This window comes from Gilliamella sp. B14448G11 (assembly GCF_016101765.1).
Classification (GTDB): Bacteria; Pseudomonadota; Gammaproteobacteria; order Enterobacterales; family Orbaceae; genus Gilliamella; species Gilliamella apicola_N.
Map to the genome: position 1 here is coordinate 238,953 of NZ_JACFPX010000003.1, position 18,568 is coordinate 257,520.

Below are 18,568 nucleotides of genomic sequence, written 5' to 3' on the forward strand. Positions count from 1 at the left end.
TTCTATCCATTAATATAAATAATTATTTAGGAACTTAATTTTCTTTTAACTGCGAACAAATCAATTTTATTTTTCCTGAATTTTTCAAAATAATCACTTAAAGTCATTAAGTTAAATTGTATTTTTAATCTTTTTATATCATTTTTTAATTTTTTATGGCTATATTTTCATCACTTTGTTTTGGCGGTATAGGTGCTAAGTAACCGATTAATAACATTAATAATGCTATGCCAATAAATGCAAATGCACGTAATAAACCATCAGTTTCTTGTATATCAACAAATATTAGTTTAATAATTACGGTGATTTGAATTAACTGTCCGCTATACCATATTTTACGAAAAAAATAACGGTGTCCAATGGCGATTAGAATTACAGCGCTTAGCATCCAGAGAAGCGATGCGGTCATTTGTACAATATTATTGTGCCACAAAGTATGTGTGTTCCAAGTGATATCAAATATTTGACTCAAACAGCGCAATACGACACTATTACCCCAAAGAAATGTTAAGGTTGCTAACGATATTAAAACCCAATTAGGTAATGGAATGTTCCAGCTAACAAAGTCAGTTGTTTTATTGTCAAATTGCACATAATTTGTCATTAATTTTATCCAAACGCTAAACATGAGTAAGCTAAAAATAGCACTTTCTTCAAGTGGATTAATAATTGGAATATAACTCCAATAGATAATTTGACCACTCATGCTTAGACCCGCAACCAAATAGTATGCAATGTATCCAATTAGGGGAAGTAAGCCTACAGCCCAATAACTTTTTATTAATAAGAATGAAGTAATATATTGGCGTTTAATAAGAAAATAAAACAGTAAAATAATACTACATGCGATGGTTGCTATTAAACTCCATTTTATGACTTCATATCCCCATGGTAAGGCATCGAATATATGAATTAATTCTTGAAGTAACCAGTATAATAGCATCCAAAACAGACTAATATGTAGTAAAATTAGACGGTTATTATTTACTAGACTATTATTAATTTTTGCTGAATTTATTTTATATAAATAAACATAACAGCTTATGAACGTTGTGATCCAAGCTAAACTGCAAATCCAATAGTCGGATAAATAATAACATGAGGCGCTCTCACTTTTATATAAGCTTATAATCAGTGCAATCCAGAGTAATAACATCCCATTACATATAATACTCCAATTAATTTTTCTACCTATGAAATACCATAACCATAGTGAAGCAGTTTCACATAATAAAATTAATGAAATTTCAAAAGGAGTTTGATCTAAAAATAGTGGAACACTCAATAAAATCCATAATATCCAACCAATAATAGAAATCGATAAATAAGATAATTTTATCACTCTAGTTATTTCAGTTTTTTGTCCATAATAATGCCACAAACAAGCATTAATAAATAAAATAATACTGCTTATTCCTGAAAGGAAAGTGAATAATATTGGGGTTATTTGATTATATTCTAAAGATATCAGTACCGAAATGATACCTAGTAACGTGATTAATACACCAAACAAAGCTGTTCGGTAATATTTTTGAGACAGCGTAATCCAAGTAATGGCTGTTCCTTCAAACATCCATAATAAAGCGGTCCAATTGGCGCTAAGTGCAAGTGGGATAGATAATGTAATAAATGAAACCCCAATAGCTAGCCAAAATAATGATATTGTTTTAGCTAGTGATTTCCATTTATGTAAAATAATATAGGCACCAGCGAGATAGAATAATCCAAATCCTAATGATGAAAATGCAGGACCAAATTCCCACCGTTGAGTGATAGCATATTGTAATCCAAACCCACATAATGGTGCACCAAACAGTAACAGCAAATCAATTATATTTTGATACTCTTCTCTACGTATGCTTCGGACTGATAATAATACAGCTAAAATCCCGTAGATAACTAAATTAGCAAATATAAATATTTGACATTCAATATAAAATTCTGAGGTAAAATTATTTATTCCCCAAACTAACGAGATGACAAAAGTAAATAAAAATCCTAATAAATTAAGACTTCTCCAAGATTGTGTGATACTGATTACCAATATTGCTGCTGAAATCATTAAATAATAACTAAATAATGCAATATGGTTACCAGAACCGTTAGATAATAAAATTGGTGTTACATATCCCCCAACACAAGCAATAATTGCCAAGCTCATCGCTCTTTGCAATATTGCAAATAAAATACTGGTAGAACATATAACAACTAAAATAGCAAAGGTAAGTAAAGCTGGAACTAACTCGTATAACTTGAAAGCTGCAAAAATAGTAAGATATAAAACAGCAATACCCCCTCCCTGTAAAATAAGGGCATAAATTTGGCGTTTTAAGCGTAATTTCCATCCAGCAGCTAATAATCCAATACCTAATATTACGGCACCTAAAATTCTGATTTCAGGTGACATGTAGTTATGCTCAATACTATATTTAAATAGATAAGATAATCCTAAAAACAGGATCACAATTGCAACTTTCGCAATGATATTACCTTTAATTAACCAATTGAAAAAAACATAACCGATATTGATTTCATTGTCGTCTGATTGTTTATGGTTTGAATTAAATGTATCTTGTGACACCTCTTTAATTTCAGGTTGACTATCTGAGTTGGTTATAGGTATTGATGATGCTTGCTCTGTAACTGTTTGTTTTTCAGAATATTGTTCATTATGTTCAATACCCACTACTTTTTCAGCTATTGGTTCTAAATTAGTTTGATTAACTAAGTCATCTAAAGCTTGATCATTTTTTTCATTAAATGCCAAAGTTGAGAATGTTGATTCTTGATGGTAGTGACTTAAAGGCTGTTTTACTTCTATTTCTGGTATTAATGATTCCGAAAAGTTTTCTGTTTCATCACAATGAGTATTAATCATTGATTGAGTTATTTCGGCACTTTGTTTAATTTCAATAGAATTGTTTTTGTTTTGGGGATCAAGATTGTTATTAACTGTAGGGGTAGAAGATGTTTGATCTGTATAACTTTCTTCTTCTTCAACATTAGCTTTATTTGATACATAATGTTGCTGCGTAAAAGATAAAAGATGTTTTTGTAATTCCGTCAGTTGATTTTGTAATACCCAAATTTGTTCTTTTAAATTAGAAATATTAACAAATACTCCAATAAATAGAGCGATAATAATGAGGAATAAAACAATAAATTCCACTTTAAATTTTCCTTATAATTCATAAAAATGATAATTACTGTTTATAGTTTTTATCAGTAATATGTATTTTATTTTATAGTAAATTAATATTTTTGCATTAATTTACTTATATTTAGTTAATTTTGATATCATTTTTTTAAATTTGTAGTGCTTTAGATATCAGTTTCTATCATGGTGCTATCTATTTAGCTGGTCAAGTAATATTATCTGCAATGTTTGATTACGATTTTCACTTTTTCAAAAGTAGCCTCTTTTTCTCGATTTCCTAAAAATTTTCATTTAAATCAAGTATTTTTTCTCATTAATCGATGTTTTTTTATTGAGTAACTTAGGTTAGATTTTCTAATAGCAAAACAGGTGTACTTCTTTGTCGTAAATTAGGTAGGGCTAACTTTGTCTAGTAGAAATTTATTTAACATATAAATAGAATCTTGTTGATTAACACTGTAACTACTTTGGGTTTAGTTCTGTATAATTAAATAATATGTATAAAGTAGAATAAAGGGTTAATGTTTATTTATAAAAATAATTAAAACATGATGTTGTGAATTTCTCTATTATTTTATATTCAGTGTTTATCAAAAATTTATGTAATTTAATATTTTTTTATCAACTCAATATAAACTGTTTTTAAGATAGCCATAATGTACAGTTTCTTTTATACTATTGTTCTATTTTTTACCTGTTTTGGTTTCAAAAAGAGTAATTAGTATGAAAATTTTAGCTGGTTCTTCTGCTTTATCCGCATTTCGTATTAGTAAAATCCTATCTGTTTGTCATGAAAAATCCATTCCTGTTATTAACCTTGAAGCACAATTTGTCCATTTTATTGATTCAATTAGTGAGTTCACAGTTGAGCAACAATTAACACTTGATAAGTTATTACAATATGGTCCCAAATCTGTTCACATAGATAAAGATTGTAATACCAACAAACAACTTTTTTTAGTCACCCCACGTGCCGGTACGATTTCCCCATGGTCATCAAAAGCAACGGATATTGCTCACAATTGTGGATTAACTCAAATTCATCGTATTGAGCGAGGTATTGCTTATTATGTTGTAACAAGTTCGCCTTTGACGCAGCCTCAGCAAGATAAATTTGCCGAGTTGATTCATGATCGTATGATGGAAACCGTATTAACCAGTTTTGATCAAGCTGAACAATTATTTAAAGTCGATGAACCAGCGCCAGTAACTGTTGTGGATTTATTAGGTCAAGGGCGTCAAGCACTGGAAGGGGCTAATCTTAAGTTAGGTTTAGCGTTAGCATCTGATGAAATTGAGTATTTAGTTGAAAATTTTCAAAAATTAAATCGTAATCCGACAGATGTTGAGCTGTATATGTTTGCTCAAGCAAACTCAGAGCATTGTCGACATAAAATTTTTAATGCAGATTGGATTATTGATGGTGTTAAGCAACCTAAATCTTTGTTTAAAATGATCAAAAACACTTTTGAAAATACACCTGATTATGTGTCATCTGCTTATAAAGATAATGCTGCGGTTATGGATGGTTCTAAAGTAGGCAGATTTTTTGCAGATTATGGTAATCGAATTTACAGTTATCATCAGGAGTATGCTGATATTTTAATGAAGGTTGAAACTCATAATCACCCAACAGCAATATCCCCTTGGCCGGGCGCAGCAACGGGTAGCGGTGGGGAGATTCGTGACGAAGGTGCAACAGGAAAAGGCGCTAAACCAAAAGCTGGATTAGTTGGTTTTTCCGTTTCAAATTTACGAATTCCGAATTTTGAACAACCATGGGAACAAGATTTTGGTAAACCCGACAGAATTGTAAGTGCTTTTGACATTATGATGGATGGCCCTTTAGGTAGTGCCGCATTTAATAATGAGTTTGGACGTCCCGCGTTGTTAGGCTATTTTCGTACCTATGAGGAAAAAGTAAATAGCTTTAATGGTGAAGAAGTTAGAGGTTATCATAAACCTATTATGCTAGCTGGTGGTTTGGGAAATATTCGTCGTGAACATATCCAAAAAGGGGAATTCCCTATCGGCTCAAAATTAATTGTTCTTGGTGGACCAGCCATGAATATCGGTTTAGGAGGAGGGGCGGCCTCTTCAATGGCATCAGGGCAATCTCATGCTGATCTTGATTTTGCGTCAGTTCAACGTGATAACGCTGAAATGGAACGTCGTTGCCAAGAAGTAATCGATCGTTGCTGGCAACTTGGTGATGAAAACCCTATTTTGTTTATCCATGATGTTGGTGCTGGTGGCCTATCTAATGCTATGCCGGAACTAGTTAGTGATGGTGGCTGTGGTGGTCAGTTTGAACTGCGCAAAATATTAAGTGATGAGCTAGGCATGTCACCGTTAGAAATTTGGTGTAATGAATCACAAGAGCGCTATGTATTGGCAATACATCCAGAAAGACTTGAATTGTTTGATGAACTTTGCCAACGTGAGCGTGCTCCTTATGCAGTAATCGGTGAAGCAACAGTTAATAAATCAGTAGTTTTACATGATGAACATTTTAATAATAATCCGATAGATTTACCGTTAGATGTTTTATTAGGTAAACCCCCAAAAATGCTACGAGAAGTTAAATCTCAACAAGCTCATGGTGATAACTTTTCAACAGATGACATTAATTTATATGATGCGGTTAAACGTGTTTTACATTTGCCAACTATTGCTGAAAAGACTTTTTTAATTACCATTGGTGACCGATCAGTAACAGGAATGGTCGCACGCGATCAAATGGTTGGACCTTGGCAAGTGCCTGTAGCTGATTGTGCGGTGACTACAGCTAGTTTAGACAGTTATTATGGTGAAGCCATGTCTATTGGTGAACGTGCTCCAGTTGCTCTGCTTAATTTTGCTGCATCAGCAAGATTGGCTGTTGGTGAAGCAATTACCAATATCGCGGCGACTAACATTGGCGATATTAAACGGATTAAGCTTTCGGCTAACTGGATGGCTGCTGCGGGTCATCCAGGTGAAGATGCCGGTTTGTATCAAGCAGTTAAAGCTATTGGTGAAGAGCTATGTCCTGCTTTAGGGTTGGCAATTCCTGTTGGTAAGGATTCAATGTCAATGAAAACAACATGGCAACAAGATGGGGAACAAAAAACAGTTATTTCACCGTTATCTTTAGTGATTTCTGCATTTGCTCGAGTTGAAGATGTTCGTAAAACTGTCACACCACAATTATGTACAGATGAAGATAATTTATTATTGCTTATTGATTTATCCAAAGGTCATCAAGCATTAGGAGCAACTGCATTAGCTCAAGTTTATCGTCATTTAGGGCAAAGAACAGCTGATGTCCATGATGCTAATGAATTAGCGGCTTTTTATCAAGCTATCCAAACATTAATCGCTGAAAATATGTTGATTGCTTATCACGATCGTTCGGATGGTGGTTTATTGGTTACCTTAGCGGAAATGGCATTTGCCGGGCATTGTGGTATTGATGTTGATATTCATACGCTAGGTAGTGATGTGATTGCTTCACTATTTAATGAGGAACTGGGTGCCGTTATTCAAATTCATAGTAGGGATTTAGATAAGGTAATAGCATGCTTTAAACGCTTTGGACTTTCTCATGCGATTCATACGTTAGGTAAAGCTGAAGCAGGGCAGCAATTCATTATACGTAATAATGCTGCTGTAGTTTATAGTGAATCTCGTTTAACGTTAAGAACGTGGTGGGCAGAAACCACATGGCAAATGCAGCGTTTACGCGACAATCCAGTGTGTGCCGATGAAGAACATCAGGCTAAACAAAATGAGGACGATCCGGGCTTGAATGTACGACTTACGTTTGATCCAACGCGAGACATTGCCGCGCCTTATATTGCAAAAGGAGTGAAACCGAAAGTTGCAATTTTACGTGAACAAGGTGTTAACTCTCATGTTGAAATGGCGGCTGCATTTGATCGAGCTGGTTTTGAATCAATTGATGTCCATATGACTGATTTATTATCAGGTCAGGTGACATTGGATCAATTTAATACTCTTGTTGCTTGTGGTGGTTTCTCATATGGTGATGTTTTAGGAGCAGGAGAAGGCTGGGCTAAATCAATTTTATTTAATGAAAAAGTTAGACATGAATTTGAACAATTCTTTCATCGCAATGATACTTTATCACTCGGTGTCTGTAATGGTTGTCAGATGATGTCGAATTTGAAAGAGCTAATTCCTGGTGCTGATTTGTGGCCTCGTTTTGTGCGTAATTTATCAGAACGATTTGAAGGACGTTTTAGTTTAGTTCAAATTCAATCTAGCCCTTCATTACTGTTTACTGATATGGAGGGTTCACATATGCCAATTGCGGTATCACATGGAGAAGGGCGAGTTGAAGTTCGTGATGATGTTCACTTATCTAATTTAGAAGCATCAGGATTAATTACTGTTCGTTACATTAACCATTTCGGCGATGTAACGCAGCAGTATCCTGCTAATCCAAATGGCTCACCAAATGGTATTACGGCCGTAACTTCAAGTGATGGTCGTGCAACTATTATGATGCCTCACCCAGAACGAGTATTTAGAACTGTAACTAATTCATGGCATCCTGATAATTGGGGTGAAGATAGTCCATGGATGCGAATATTTCGTAATGCACGTAAACAATTAGGGTAAATGTAATATAAAAAAACACCGACATTTGTCGGCGTTTTTTTTGTTAAGTGAAAATGGTTACATTAAACGCTAGCATCTTGTGTTTGTCTTGCTACAAGTGGTTGTGATAACGTACTTGCCATTTTTCGAAGTAATGTTTCTGTTTCATTCCAGTTGATACAAGCATCGGTCACGGATACTCCATATTTAAAGTTTTCTTTTGGTTGCTCAGAAGATTGATTACCTTCAACCAAATTACTTTCAATCATCACTCCAATAATTGAGTTATTGCCATGTTTGATTTGCTCAATAATTGAATCGGCAACAATTGGTTGATTACGGTAATCCTTATTAGAATTGGCATGACTACAGTCGATCATTAAATTTGGTAACAACCCTGCTTTTTTCATCTGTATTTCACATAGTGCGACATTTTCAGCATCATAATTTGGAGCTTTACCCCCACGTAAGATCACATGTCCATGCGAATTACCGACAGTTTGTAAAACCGTCACTTGACCTTGCTGGTTGATACCTACAAAGCGGTGAGGCATAGAAGCTGACTTCATGGCATTAATTGCGACATCTAAATTACCATCTGTACCATTTTTAAAACCGACTGGCATGGATAAACCTGATGCCATTTCACGATGGGTTTGTGATTCTGTGGTTCTTGCACCTATGGCAGACCAGCTAATTAAATCGGCAATGTATTGTGGTGTGTTTGGATCCAATGCTTCGGTAGCGATAGGTAAACCAATTTTAGTGATATCAAGTAATAATTTACGGGCTTTTTTCAGTCCATGCTCAATATCAAATGAACTATCCATATGTGGATCGTTTATCATACCTTTCCAACCAACAGTTGTTCTAGGTTTTTCAAAGTAAACACGCATAACAATAAATAAATCATTACTGACTTCGTCAGATAATTTTTTTAATTTATGTGCATATTCAATGGCTGCTTGAGGATCATGGATAGAACATGGGCCACAGACAATAAGTAATCGCGGATCTTTTCTTTCTAGAATATCAACTACAGTTTTGCGTGATAAGGCAATTTGGTTTTCTAATTCTGTAGAAAGTGGATAAAGTTGTTTTATTTCATCAGGGGTGATTAACATATGCTCATCTCTAATTCGAACATTATTCAAAGTATCTTTTAACATTTTGCTTTCCTTATGAAAATCTTTTAAACATTTTATATGTAAAATATTAATTACATAAACGCCCACTATGTAAACACAGAATTACATAATAGTAAATAGAATTTTTAATTTTTATATCATTATAATGTTTTATACGCTATATAATGGCGTTTTTTATAAATTAGTAAATTTATAAGTTATCCGTTAGTGATGTAATAAAAAGTTTACAAATGATCTGCTTCTTAATTTATCATGGATACTAGACATTAGTAGCGACTGGTTTTTGTTAACAAATAGTTGTAATGTGTAAAATTGTTAATTTAGGAACAATAAGCAATGCATCAACAAAGACGATATATTCATATAATGGGAACTATAATTGAAATATGGTTGTTGGACGATAATGCAGAAGTGTTATTAAATGAAGCTGAAAACCGATTGATGGATTATGAGCGCCGTTTTAGTGCCAACAATCCTAAATCAGAATTAATGAAGATAAATCATAATGCTGGTGTTAAATTTGTGTCAGTGTCAGCAGACCTTTTTGCATTAATTAGGATTGGTAAAATCCAAAGTACTATTGATAATAGTTTTTTAAATATTGCAATAGGGCCTTTAATTCAAACTTGGCGAGTTGGTTTTTATGATGCTAGATATCCTTCTGATATAGAAATACAACAAAAATTAAAGCTTATTAATCCTAATAACATTGTTTTAGATGAATCTAATAATTCAGTCTTTCTTGCTCAACCGGGAATGGCTATTGATTTAGGTGCATTAGCTAAAGGTTTTTTTGCTGATAAAATCATTGAGTTTTTTAAACAACAAAATGCCAAAGCAGCATTTATTAATTTAGGCGGAAATGTTCTAACTTTTGGTGATTGTCCTTTTCATGATGATGGATACTGGCGAGTTGGTATTCAGAATCCTTTTCAACCGAGAGGAAATGTTATCACTGCGCTAAAAATTAAAAATCAGTCAGTGGTAACATCAGGTATCTATGAACGAACATTTAATTATAATGGCAAAACCTATCATCATATTTTTAATAGCCAAACCGGGTACCCCGTAGAAACAGATCTAGCCAGTATCAGTATTGTGTCAAAAAAATCGCTAGACGGTGAAATTTTGACTACTCAGCTTTATGGTGCAAGTGCTCAGTATGTTATATCAGCTATAAATAAAATACCTAACATTGAAGGAATGATTGTTACAGTTAATCATAAGTTTGCTTGCTCAGATGGTTTGCTTACTCAATAAAGTATTTTACAAATTAAATTGGTATTAGTTAAATGACATCGCTTCACGATTAAGGGATGATATAAAAATATCAACAAGTCCCTTTTCCGCTGAATTTAAAGTTTTATTTGCAGAGTATGCAATAAAATAATTAAGCGAAATCAGTTCTAATGGCAATGGTAATAAATTATAAGCTTGATCATTTTTTTTACTACAAATATTGACACTTTCTGGAATAAAAGTGATGCCAATCCCTTTTTTGGCTAACTCAACAAGTGTAAAAATATTACTACTTTCAAGAATTATTTGGGGGTCGATTTTATATTTTTGAATTAGATATTCAATCTGATGACGAATCGCTGAGCCATGCGCTGTTAAAATAAGTTTTTCTTGTAGTAACTTTTTTATAAAATCATCATTACATTCAAGTATTTTAGGATTTTCTTGATAAAGTTTTGAGCTTTGCGGGATTAGCGCATAATAGCAATGTTTGCCACAAGCATGGCTAATTAAGTTTTGTGATATTGTTTCGGGGTTTTGTCCAATAAAAAAATCCAACATATTATTTTCTGTTTTTTCTTCAAGACTTGTTGGCGTATATTCATGTAATTCAATTTTTACATTTGGATATTTTTGCATAAATGCAGGCAAAAATAGTGGCAGTAAATATGTACCTAAACTAGGTAATACACCTATTTGAATTACTGTGTAATTTGTATCCGTGTACTTTTTGATTTTTCGTTTAAATTGTTCTTGTTTGTCCACCAGTGAAACTAGATATTGATGATAAATTTTACCTGCTTCTGTTAATTGTAAAGGAATCGTTTGACGATTAATGATTTCAATACCAATTTGGTTTTCTACTTTTTTTATTGTTTGCGTTAAATATGATTGAGAAATATAAAGATTTTTTGCAGCTTTGGTGTAATTACCATGTTTAAGTAAAACATCAATGTATTGCAGCATATTTAATGAATTTATTTTAGTCATTTTATATCTCATTTCCTGTTTTACTTTGTTATAACAAATTGCTTATAACCCTATAATTAATCAGCTATTTCACAAATGGGTTTTTCTGTTCTAAACTAATTTTTATAAGCAAATTACCCAAATATAAACATACTAAATCTAATAATTAAATATACAACTGTTTTGCGGGATTTCTAAAGAATTTATTTTGAAAAAGTTAGATATTAATAAAATTTGTACTGAAAGGTACTAAGTGAGGTTTTAAAGTGAAATTTATTGGCATAGTTGGCACAAATTCGGATCGTTCAACTAATAGAAAATTACTCCATTTTATGAAAGCGCATTTTGCAGACAAAGTAGAAATTGAAGTCTGTGAAATTAAGTCGTTGCCCGCATTTAATGAACCTAAAGATAAAACGCCACCTTCAACAGTAAAAGAGTTATCAGATAAAATTGAAGATGCTGATGGGGTAATTATAGCCACACCAGAATATGATCATTCAATTACTGCTGCTTTAAAAAGTGCTATTGAGTGGTTGTCTTACACAACTCGTCCACTAATTAATAAATGTGTGATGATTGTGGGGGCTTCTCATGGCTCGTTAGGTTCTTCAAGAGCACAGGCACATTTACGGCAAATTTTAGATGCACCAGAGTTAAAAGCACGAATTATGCCAAGTTCAGAATTTCTTTTAGGGCATTCTCTCCAAGCTTTTGATGAAAATGGTGATCTTATCTACCACGATAAAGTTAAAGAATTAGATGAATGTTTCGATGAGTTCATTTTGTTTGTTACTCTTACTAATGAATTACTCAAGAAAGCAAAATTTAATACGGAACAAAATAAGAAATTTAGTTGGAAACAAGCAGCTGAAGAAGGAGCACTATAATGAAATTAATTGGAATTGTTGGAACAAATGCTCAGGAATCTTATAACCGTATCTTATTACAATTTATGCAAAAACATTTTGCTAATAAAGCTGAAATTGAAATATTAGAATTGATTGATGTGCCAATGTTTAATGAAACAGATGATCAATCTAATAATCCGGTTATTCAGAATTTTAATAAAAAAATTATACAAGCAGATGGTGTAATTATTGCTACTCCAGAACATAATCATTCTATTCCATCAGCACTAAAAAGCATTATTGAATGGCTATCATTTAATTTACATCCATTTGATGGCAAACCAGTGATGATTGTAGGTGCTTCTTATGATGTACAAGGTTCATCAAGAGCACAATTACATCTAAGACAAATACTTGATGCGCCAGGTGTAAATGCCACTGTTATGCCAGGCTATGAATTCTTGCTTGGACGAGCACATGAAGCATTTGATGAAAAAGGTGATCTCAAATCGGAACGTACTATTGATTTTTTAGATAGTTGTTTTTTCCGTTTTATTCGCTTTACCCAAGTTGTTAGCTTACTTAATGTTCCAGAGGAAATCTCTTTTGAACCGGGAAGATATTGTGTTACAGCACCAGGTCATAACGGTGATTTACCAATGGTGGTTGTACTGTCGAATGATCGTATTGAGTCAATTGATATTGATACTGAAGGTGAATCAGAAGGCATTGCTGATGTGGTATTTAAACGTATTCCATCACAAATCCTTGAAGGACAAACTCTTAATGTGGATATTTTATCAGGTGCCTCTGTCACCAGTAATGGTGTGATTGATGGTGTGGCTAAAGCAATTAAGATGGCTGGTGCTAATCCTGATGTTTTACGTAAACGACCAAAAGCTCCAAGTGCGATTGATAATAGCGATGTGCAATATGAAACTGATGTGGTTGTCGTGGGTGCTGGTGGTGCTGGTTTATCCGCTGCAGCAAGTGTTTTACAAGAAGGTAAAAAAGTTATAGTTGTTGAAAAGTTTCCTGCTGTCGGTGGTAATACTGTCCGTACGGGAGGACCAATGAATGCGGCTAATCCAAAGTGGCAAAATACGTTTGCTGCTATTGCTGGTGAGAGTCATACTTTACAAGAAATTGCCACAATGGATGAGTCGACTATTGATTCTGAATATCTTGATGATTTTAAAATATTAAGACAGCAAATTAATGATTATCTGGCTGAAAATAAAGATAAGACTGGTTATTTATTTGATTCTGCGTTGTTGCATCGTATCCAAACCTATCTTGGCGGTAAAAGAACTGACCAGTTAGGCAATGTAATTTATGGCCAATATGATTTAGTTAAAATTTTAACTGATGAAGCATTAGATTCCGTTAACTGGTTGGAAGATATTGGTGTTGAATTTGATAAACATGATGTGACAATGCCTGTTGGGGCATTATGGCGTAGAGGTCATAAACCACTAAAAAGTGAAGGTTATGCTTATGTTTCAGCATTACAAAAATATGTTGAAGAGCATGGTGGTATAATCATTACTGATACAGCAGTAAAAGAGCTATTTGTTGAAAATGGACAAGTTGCAGGAGTGATTGGCAGTGGTTTAAATGGTAAAAAAGTTACTGTGAATGCTGATGCAGTTATTTTAGCTTCTGGTGGTTTTGGTGCTAATACCAAAATGTTAAAAGAATATAATACCTATTGGACAGAAATTGACGATGATATTAAAACATCTAATTCGCCTGCTATTACTGGTGACGGTATTGTTTTAGGTCAAAGTGTTGGAGCTGATCTTGTTGGTATGGGCTTTTCACAAATGATGCCTGTTTCAGATCCTGAAACAGGTGCGTTGTTTAGTGGATTACAAGTTCCTCCTCAAAACTTCATTATGGTTAATAAGCAAGGTAGGCGTTTTGTTAATGAGTATGGTAGTCGAGACAAACTTACCCAAGCTGCAATTGATAATGGTGGGTTATTTTATTTAATTGCTGATGAAGCAATCAAGAAAACTGCTTATAACACTTCTCAAGAAAAAATTGATAAACAAATTGCGGCTGGCACATTATTTTGTGCTAATACTTTAGAAGAGTTAGCACAAAAACTGGGTATGGATGCAAACGTCTTCAAACAAACTATAACTAATTATAATAGTTATGTTGATGCTGGAAACGATCCTGAATTTGGAAAAGATGTTTTTGATTTAAAAGTCCAAATTCCTCCATTTTATGCTACACCAAGAAAACCAGCTGTTCATCATACTATGGGTGGACTAAGGATTGATACACAAACCCATGTGTTAGATAAATCAGGACAAAAAATTAAAGGCTTATATGCCGCAGGTGAGGTCGCTGGCGGTATTCATGCAGGTAATAGGCTTGGTGGTAATTCATTAACCGATATTTTTACTTTCGGGCGAATTGCTGGCAAGACTGCATTAAAGGATATAAATCTAAGAATGGAGTCTAATAATGGTAAAAGCGAAAAATTATGTTAACAGATGGATTATTCTAGTTGCATCAACATCAATATTACTTTGTACTGGTGCTATTTATGCCTTTAGTGTTTTTGCAGGACCGTTGAGTACTGCAAAAAATTGGAGTATGTCAGATGTTATGATTGCATTTGGCATAAATTCCGCCGTTGGGCCAATTCCTATGATATTAGGTGGTTTTTTAACGGATAAAGGTTTAGCTAAATGGTCTAGTGTTATTGGTGGTTTGTTGTTTGGGCTTGGGTTTTATTTGAGTGGTTATGTGACCAGTCCTTTGATGCTTTATATTACTTATGGTTTATTAAGTGGTTTTGGACAAGGATTAGCTTATTCAGGTTGCTTAAGTAATACAATTAAATTCTTTCCAGATAAACGTGGACTTGCGTCAGGCATTATTACTGCCGGTATGGGAGGTGCAGCAATTATTGCTGCACCAATCGGTAACTATTTGATTGAAAGTTTTGATGTGCTGTATGCATTTAAAATTTTAGGTTGTACCTATATCGTGGTTGTTATGGTTGCTAGTTTTTTTATCAAAGTAGCACCAGCTAATTATCAATCTGAAGGTTGGGTTCAAGCAAACAGTCAACAAAGTAAACCTATCATTAATAAAAACTGGCAAGAGATGTTAAAAACGCCATATTTTTATCTAATTTTCTTTATGTTAGGTACTGGCGCTTTTTCCGGATTGATGATTGCTTCAAATGCTTCTGGTATTGGGCAAAATATGTTTGGATTAACATCTGCCCTTGCTGCTTTTTATGTCAGTTTATATTCACTAAGTAATTGTGCTGGGCGAGTAGTATGGGGCACTGTATCAGATAAATTAGGAAGAAATAAAACATTAGATATTATCTTTTCGGTAATTATATTTGCTTTTATTTCTTTTTTATTTATTCCATCACAAGCAGGATTTGCCATTGGGATAATCGCACTTGGCTTATGTTTTGGGGGCGTAATGGGTGTTTTCCCACCAATGGTGATGGAAAATTATGGTCCTGCCAACCAAGGTGTAAACTATGGCATCATCTTTGTTGGTTACTCTTCAGCTGCATTTTTTGCGCCAAAACTAACTGCTGATATTCTAGTCAATAATGATGGTGATTATACTAAAGCATTTTATATTGCAATTGCGGTGGCGTTCTTGGGGCTAATATTAAATCTTATTTATAAACAGATTAAAAAAACAAAAATGTAAAATTAAGTTATTTTTATTATAAAAAATGAAAGGCGTAATGTATCACGCCTTTTATTTTATAACAGAAATATTTAATATTATTAAAAATAGAGATTTAAACTTGTTGTATAGATTCAAATACTATCTCTTTTTTAATTCCATCAATAATTTCAGCATGTCCAATTTTAGTTGGTATTACCAAGCGTAATTGTCCTGATAGGACTTTTTTATCGCGCATCATATGTGGAAGGTAAGACTCTATGGACATTTGTTTAGGTTTTATTACAGGAAGTTTAGCTTTAATTAATAAGTTTTTTATACGATCAATATCATTATCTGTTAATTTATTTAATAATTTAGCGGTTTGAGCTGCCATGAGTATACCAACACTGATAGCTTCACCATGTAACCAATTGCCATATCCAAGTTCAGCCTCAATTGCATGCCCATAAGTATGGCCTAGATTTAATATAGCGCGCATATCTTGTTCAGTTTCATCTGCTGCAACTATTTGGGCTTTAAGTTGGCAACAGCGATAAATACAGTAACTGAGTGCTTTGACATCTAGATTGAGTAACTCTTCAATATGTATTTCTAACCAATTAAAGAAATCTTCATCTAAAATAATCCCATATTTTATGACCTCGGCCAGACCTGCGGAAAATTCACGTTGAGGTAGAGTTTTTAAGCAATTTAAATCAATAACAACTGATTGAGGTTGATAAAAGGCTCCAATCATATTTTTGCCTAATGGATGGTTAATAGCTGTTTTACCACCGACTGAAGAATCAACTTGTGATAATAGTGTGGTAGGCACTTGAATAAACTTAATTCCTCGTTGGTATGCCGATGCCGCAAAACCTGCAACATCACCTATTACGCCACCACCTAAAGCAATAATTATGCTGTTACGTGTATGATTATTAGCAAGCAAAGCAGTTAAAATAGTATTCCATGTTTCCATAGTTTTATATTTTTCTCCATCTGGAACAATAATGGAATCGGTTTTCACACCATTCTTTTCTAGCATATCAATTAATGGTTGTAAATAAAGTGGAGCAATAGTTTCATTGGTAGCGATTAACACGCGCTGACCTGCCTGAAGTTTAAAATGGTGGAATTCATTTAGTAAATTTTCACCAATAATTATAGGATAACTACGTTTGGCTAGTGCTACATTTAAAATCTTTTGCATAATAATTTCCAATCCAGTCAAAGCTAATTTATTACTTCATGTTAACGATAAAAAAGTGGCAGCGCAACTTAGAATCATTTAAACTTAACGCCAATTTTTATTTGTGATTTTGAATTTTATATGTCTTTATCTACTGTTTTAGCACAAAAGAATTGGCGAGTTGGCGATATAGAGGGTAATACTGAACAAATTGTTGAGTTAATACATTGCCATTCATCTAATGACCTTATTATTTTTTCGGAACTTGCTATCTGCGGTTATCCGCCAGAAGATTTAATTTATCGTGCTGATTTTAAAGATCGGTGTGAAAAAGCGCTATCTTTAGTTCAACAGGCTAGCACTGATTGTGCTGTAATTATCGGTCATCCGCATTGGCAAGATGGACATATCTATAATGCATTATCCTTTTTTTATGCAGGAAAGTTATTAACGCGATATCACAAACAACAGCTACCTAATTATGATGTTTTTGATGAGAAACGTTATTTTACCGCAGATAATCAGAGTTGTATTGTCGATTTTAAAGGTAAAAGAATTGGATTATTAATCTGTGAAGATCTTTGGCAAAATCAGCCTATCGATCAAATTAGTGCCCAGAATGCAGATTTAGTAATAACTATTAACGCTTCTCCTTATGACTATGAAAAGCAGCAGCGTCGACACGATTTAATCAAAGCCCATGCCATTCGAACCCGATTACCTATTATTTATGTTAATCAAGTTGGTGGTCAAGATGAACTTGTTTTTGATGGTGGGTCTTTTGTTTGCAATGAATATGGTGATATTGTTTGCCAACTAAAATCTTTTGTAGAACAAGTCACTTGTTTTGAATTAGGTGTACCTAACCAAACTACCCTTGCTGAAGATGAAAATCATCCTTTAGCGTCTATATATGATGCATTGGTACTTGCAACACGTGATTATATTACCAAAAATGGTTTTCAAGGCGCAGTATTGGGTCTTTCTGGTGGCATTGATTCAGCGTTAACATTAGCTATTGCGGTTGATGCACTAGGCAAAGATAAGGTGCAGGCTGTTATGATGCCATTTCGTTATACGGCTGACATTAGTATTGCTGATGCCAAAGAAGAAGCTGAAATATTAGGCGTGGAATTTGATATTATTTCGGTTGAACCAATGTTTGATGCGTTTATGTCATCTTTAAAACCTATGTTCGCAGGGACACAAAAAGATACTACAGAAGAAAATTTACAAGCACGTTGTCGTGGCGTTATTTTAATGGCTTTATCTAATAAAAGGCGACGTCTGGTATTAACAACTGGTAATAAAAGTGAGATGTCAGTAGGTTATGCTACGCTTTATGGAGATATGGCTGGGGGCTTTGATGTGCTCAAAGATGTACCTAAAACTATGGTGTTTGCATTATCAAAATATCGAAATACCCGTTCATATGTTATTCCTGAAAGGGTAATTACCCGTCCTCCTTCAGCTGAATTGGCTCCAGATCAGAAAGACGAAGATAGTTTACCGCCATATGATATTTTAGATGGAATTTTGCGTGGTTATGTTGAACAAGATCTTTCTGTTGAACAACTCATTGAGCAAGGTTATGATGATATTACAGTTAGACGTGTTATTAAATTGGTTGACATTAATGAGTATAAACGACGTCAATCAGCAGTTGGTCCAAAAATCACAATACGCAATTTTGGAAAAGGTAGACGTTATCCAATAACATCTGCATTTGGATTTAAAAATTGGTGAT

At 33.7% G+C, this 18,568-nt stretch carries 10 protein-coding genes; 6 read left to right on the top strand and 4 right to left on the bottom strand.

What is annotated here, in order from left to right; translation table 11 throughout:
* Positions 1-145 precede the first annotated feature (145 nt).
* A complete protein-coding gene (locus H3S88_RS03735; RefSeq protein WP_198227527.1) occupies positions 146-3,169 on the bottom strand; it encodes a DUF2339 domain-containing protein in 3,024 nt (1,007 codons plus the stop codon).
* A gap of 711 nt (positions 3,170-3,880) precedes the next feature.
* Between H3S88_RS03735 and purL the strand changes: the two genes are divergently transcribed.
* Positions 3,881-7,783 (top strand): phosphoribosylformylglycinamidine synthase, encoded by a 3,903-nt coding sequence (purL, locus tag H3S88_RS03740; protein ID WP_198227525.1) that lies wholly within the window; start codon positions 3,881-3,883, stop codon positions 7,781-7,783.
* Between the two features lie 62 nt (positions 7,784-7,845).
* Here purL and H3S88_RS03745 read toward each other — a convergent pair whose 3' ends face one another.
* Positions 7,846-8,931 carry a 3-deoxy-7-phosphoheptulonate synthase gene (locus tag H3S88_RS03745; RefSeq protein ID WP_198227523.1) on the bottom strand — a complete coding sequence of 362 codons (1,086 nt, stop codon included), beginning with the start codon at positions 8,929-8,931 and terminating at the stop codon, positions 7,846-7,848.
* Between the two features lie 315 nt (positions 8,932-9,246).
* Here H3S88_RS03745 and H3S88_RS03750 point away from each other — a divergent pair, with 315 nt between their 5' ends.
* Complete coding sequence (locus tag H3S88_RS03750) at positions 9,247-10,170, top strand: FAD:protein FMN transferase (RefSeq protein WP_198227521.1); 924 nt, start codon at positions 9,247-9,249, stop codon at positions 10,168-10,170.
* Between the two features lie 24 nt (positions 10,171-10,194).
* Here H3S88_RS03750 and H3S88_RS03755 read toward each other — a convergent pair whose 3' ends face one another.
* Positions 10,195-11,139, bottom strand: coding sequence for a LysR family transcriptional regulator (locus H3S88_RS03755; RefSeq protein WP_198227519.1), 945 nt, complete (start codon positions 11,137-11,139; stop codon positions 10,195-10,197).
* Positions 11,140-11,384: 245 nt separating this feature from the next.
* Between H3S88_RS03755 and H3S88_RS03760 the strand changes: the two genes are divergently transcribed.
* Genes H3S88_RS03760 through H3S88_RS03770 form a run of 3 tightly spaced genes read left to right on the top strand, consistent with a single transcriptional unit; the run spans position 11,385 to position 15,668 of the window.
* The gene (locus H3S88_RS03760) at positions 11,385-12,008 is read left to right on the top strand and encodes an NADPH-dependent FMN reductase (RefSeq protein WP_198227517.1); all 624 of its coding nucleotides are present in this window, start codon (positions 11,385-11,387) and stop codon (positions 12,006-12,008) included.
* On the top strand, positions 12,008-14,473 hold the full coding sequence (locus H3S88_RS03765) for a flavocytochrome c (protein ID WP_198227515.1): 2,466 nt from the start codon (positions 12,008-12,010) through the stop codon (positions 14,471-14,473). Before H3S88_RS03760 ends, H3S88_RS03765 begins: the two co-directional genes overlap by 1 nt.
* The gene (locus H3S88_RS03770; RefSeq protein WP_198227512.1) at positions 14,448-15,668 is read left to right on the top strand and encodes an OFA family MFS transporter; all 1,221 of its coding nucleotides are present in this window, start codon (positions 14,448-14,450) and stop codon (positions 15,666-15,668) included. The genes H3S88_RS03765 and H3S88_RS03770 overlap by 26 nt, the downstream gene beginning before the upstream one ends.
* A gap of 94 nt (positions 15,669-15,762) precedes the next feature.
* Here the strand turns inward: H3S88_RS03770 and aroB are convergent, their stop codons facing one another.
* Entirely contained in the window at positions 15,763-16,842 is a 1,080-nt protein-coding gene (aroB, locus tag H3S88_RS03775; RefSeq protein ID WP_198227510.1) for a 3-dehydroquinate synthase, read from the bottom strand.
* Between the two features lie 120 nt (positions 16,843-16,962).
* Between aroB and H3S88_RS03780 the strand changes: the two genes are divergently transcribed.
* Positions 16,963-18,567: an NAD+ synthase gene (locus H3S88_RS03780; RefSeq protein ID WP_198227508.1), complete on the top strand. Its 1,605-nt coding sequence runs from the start codon at positions 16,963-16,965 to the stop codon at positions 18,565-18,567.
* Position 18,568: the final 1 nt, after the last annotated feature.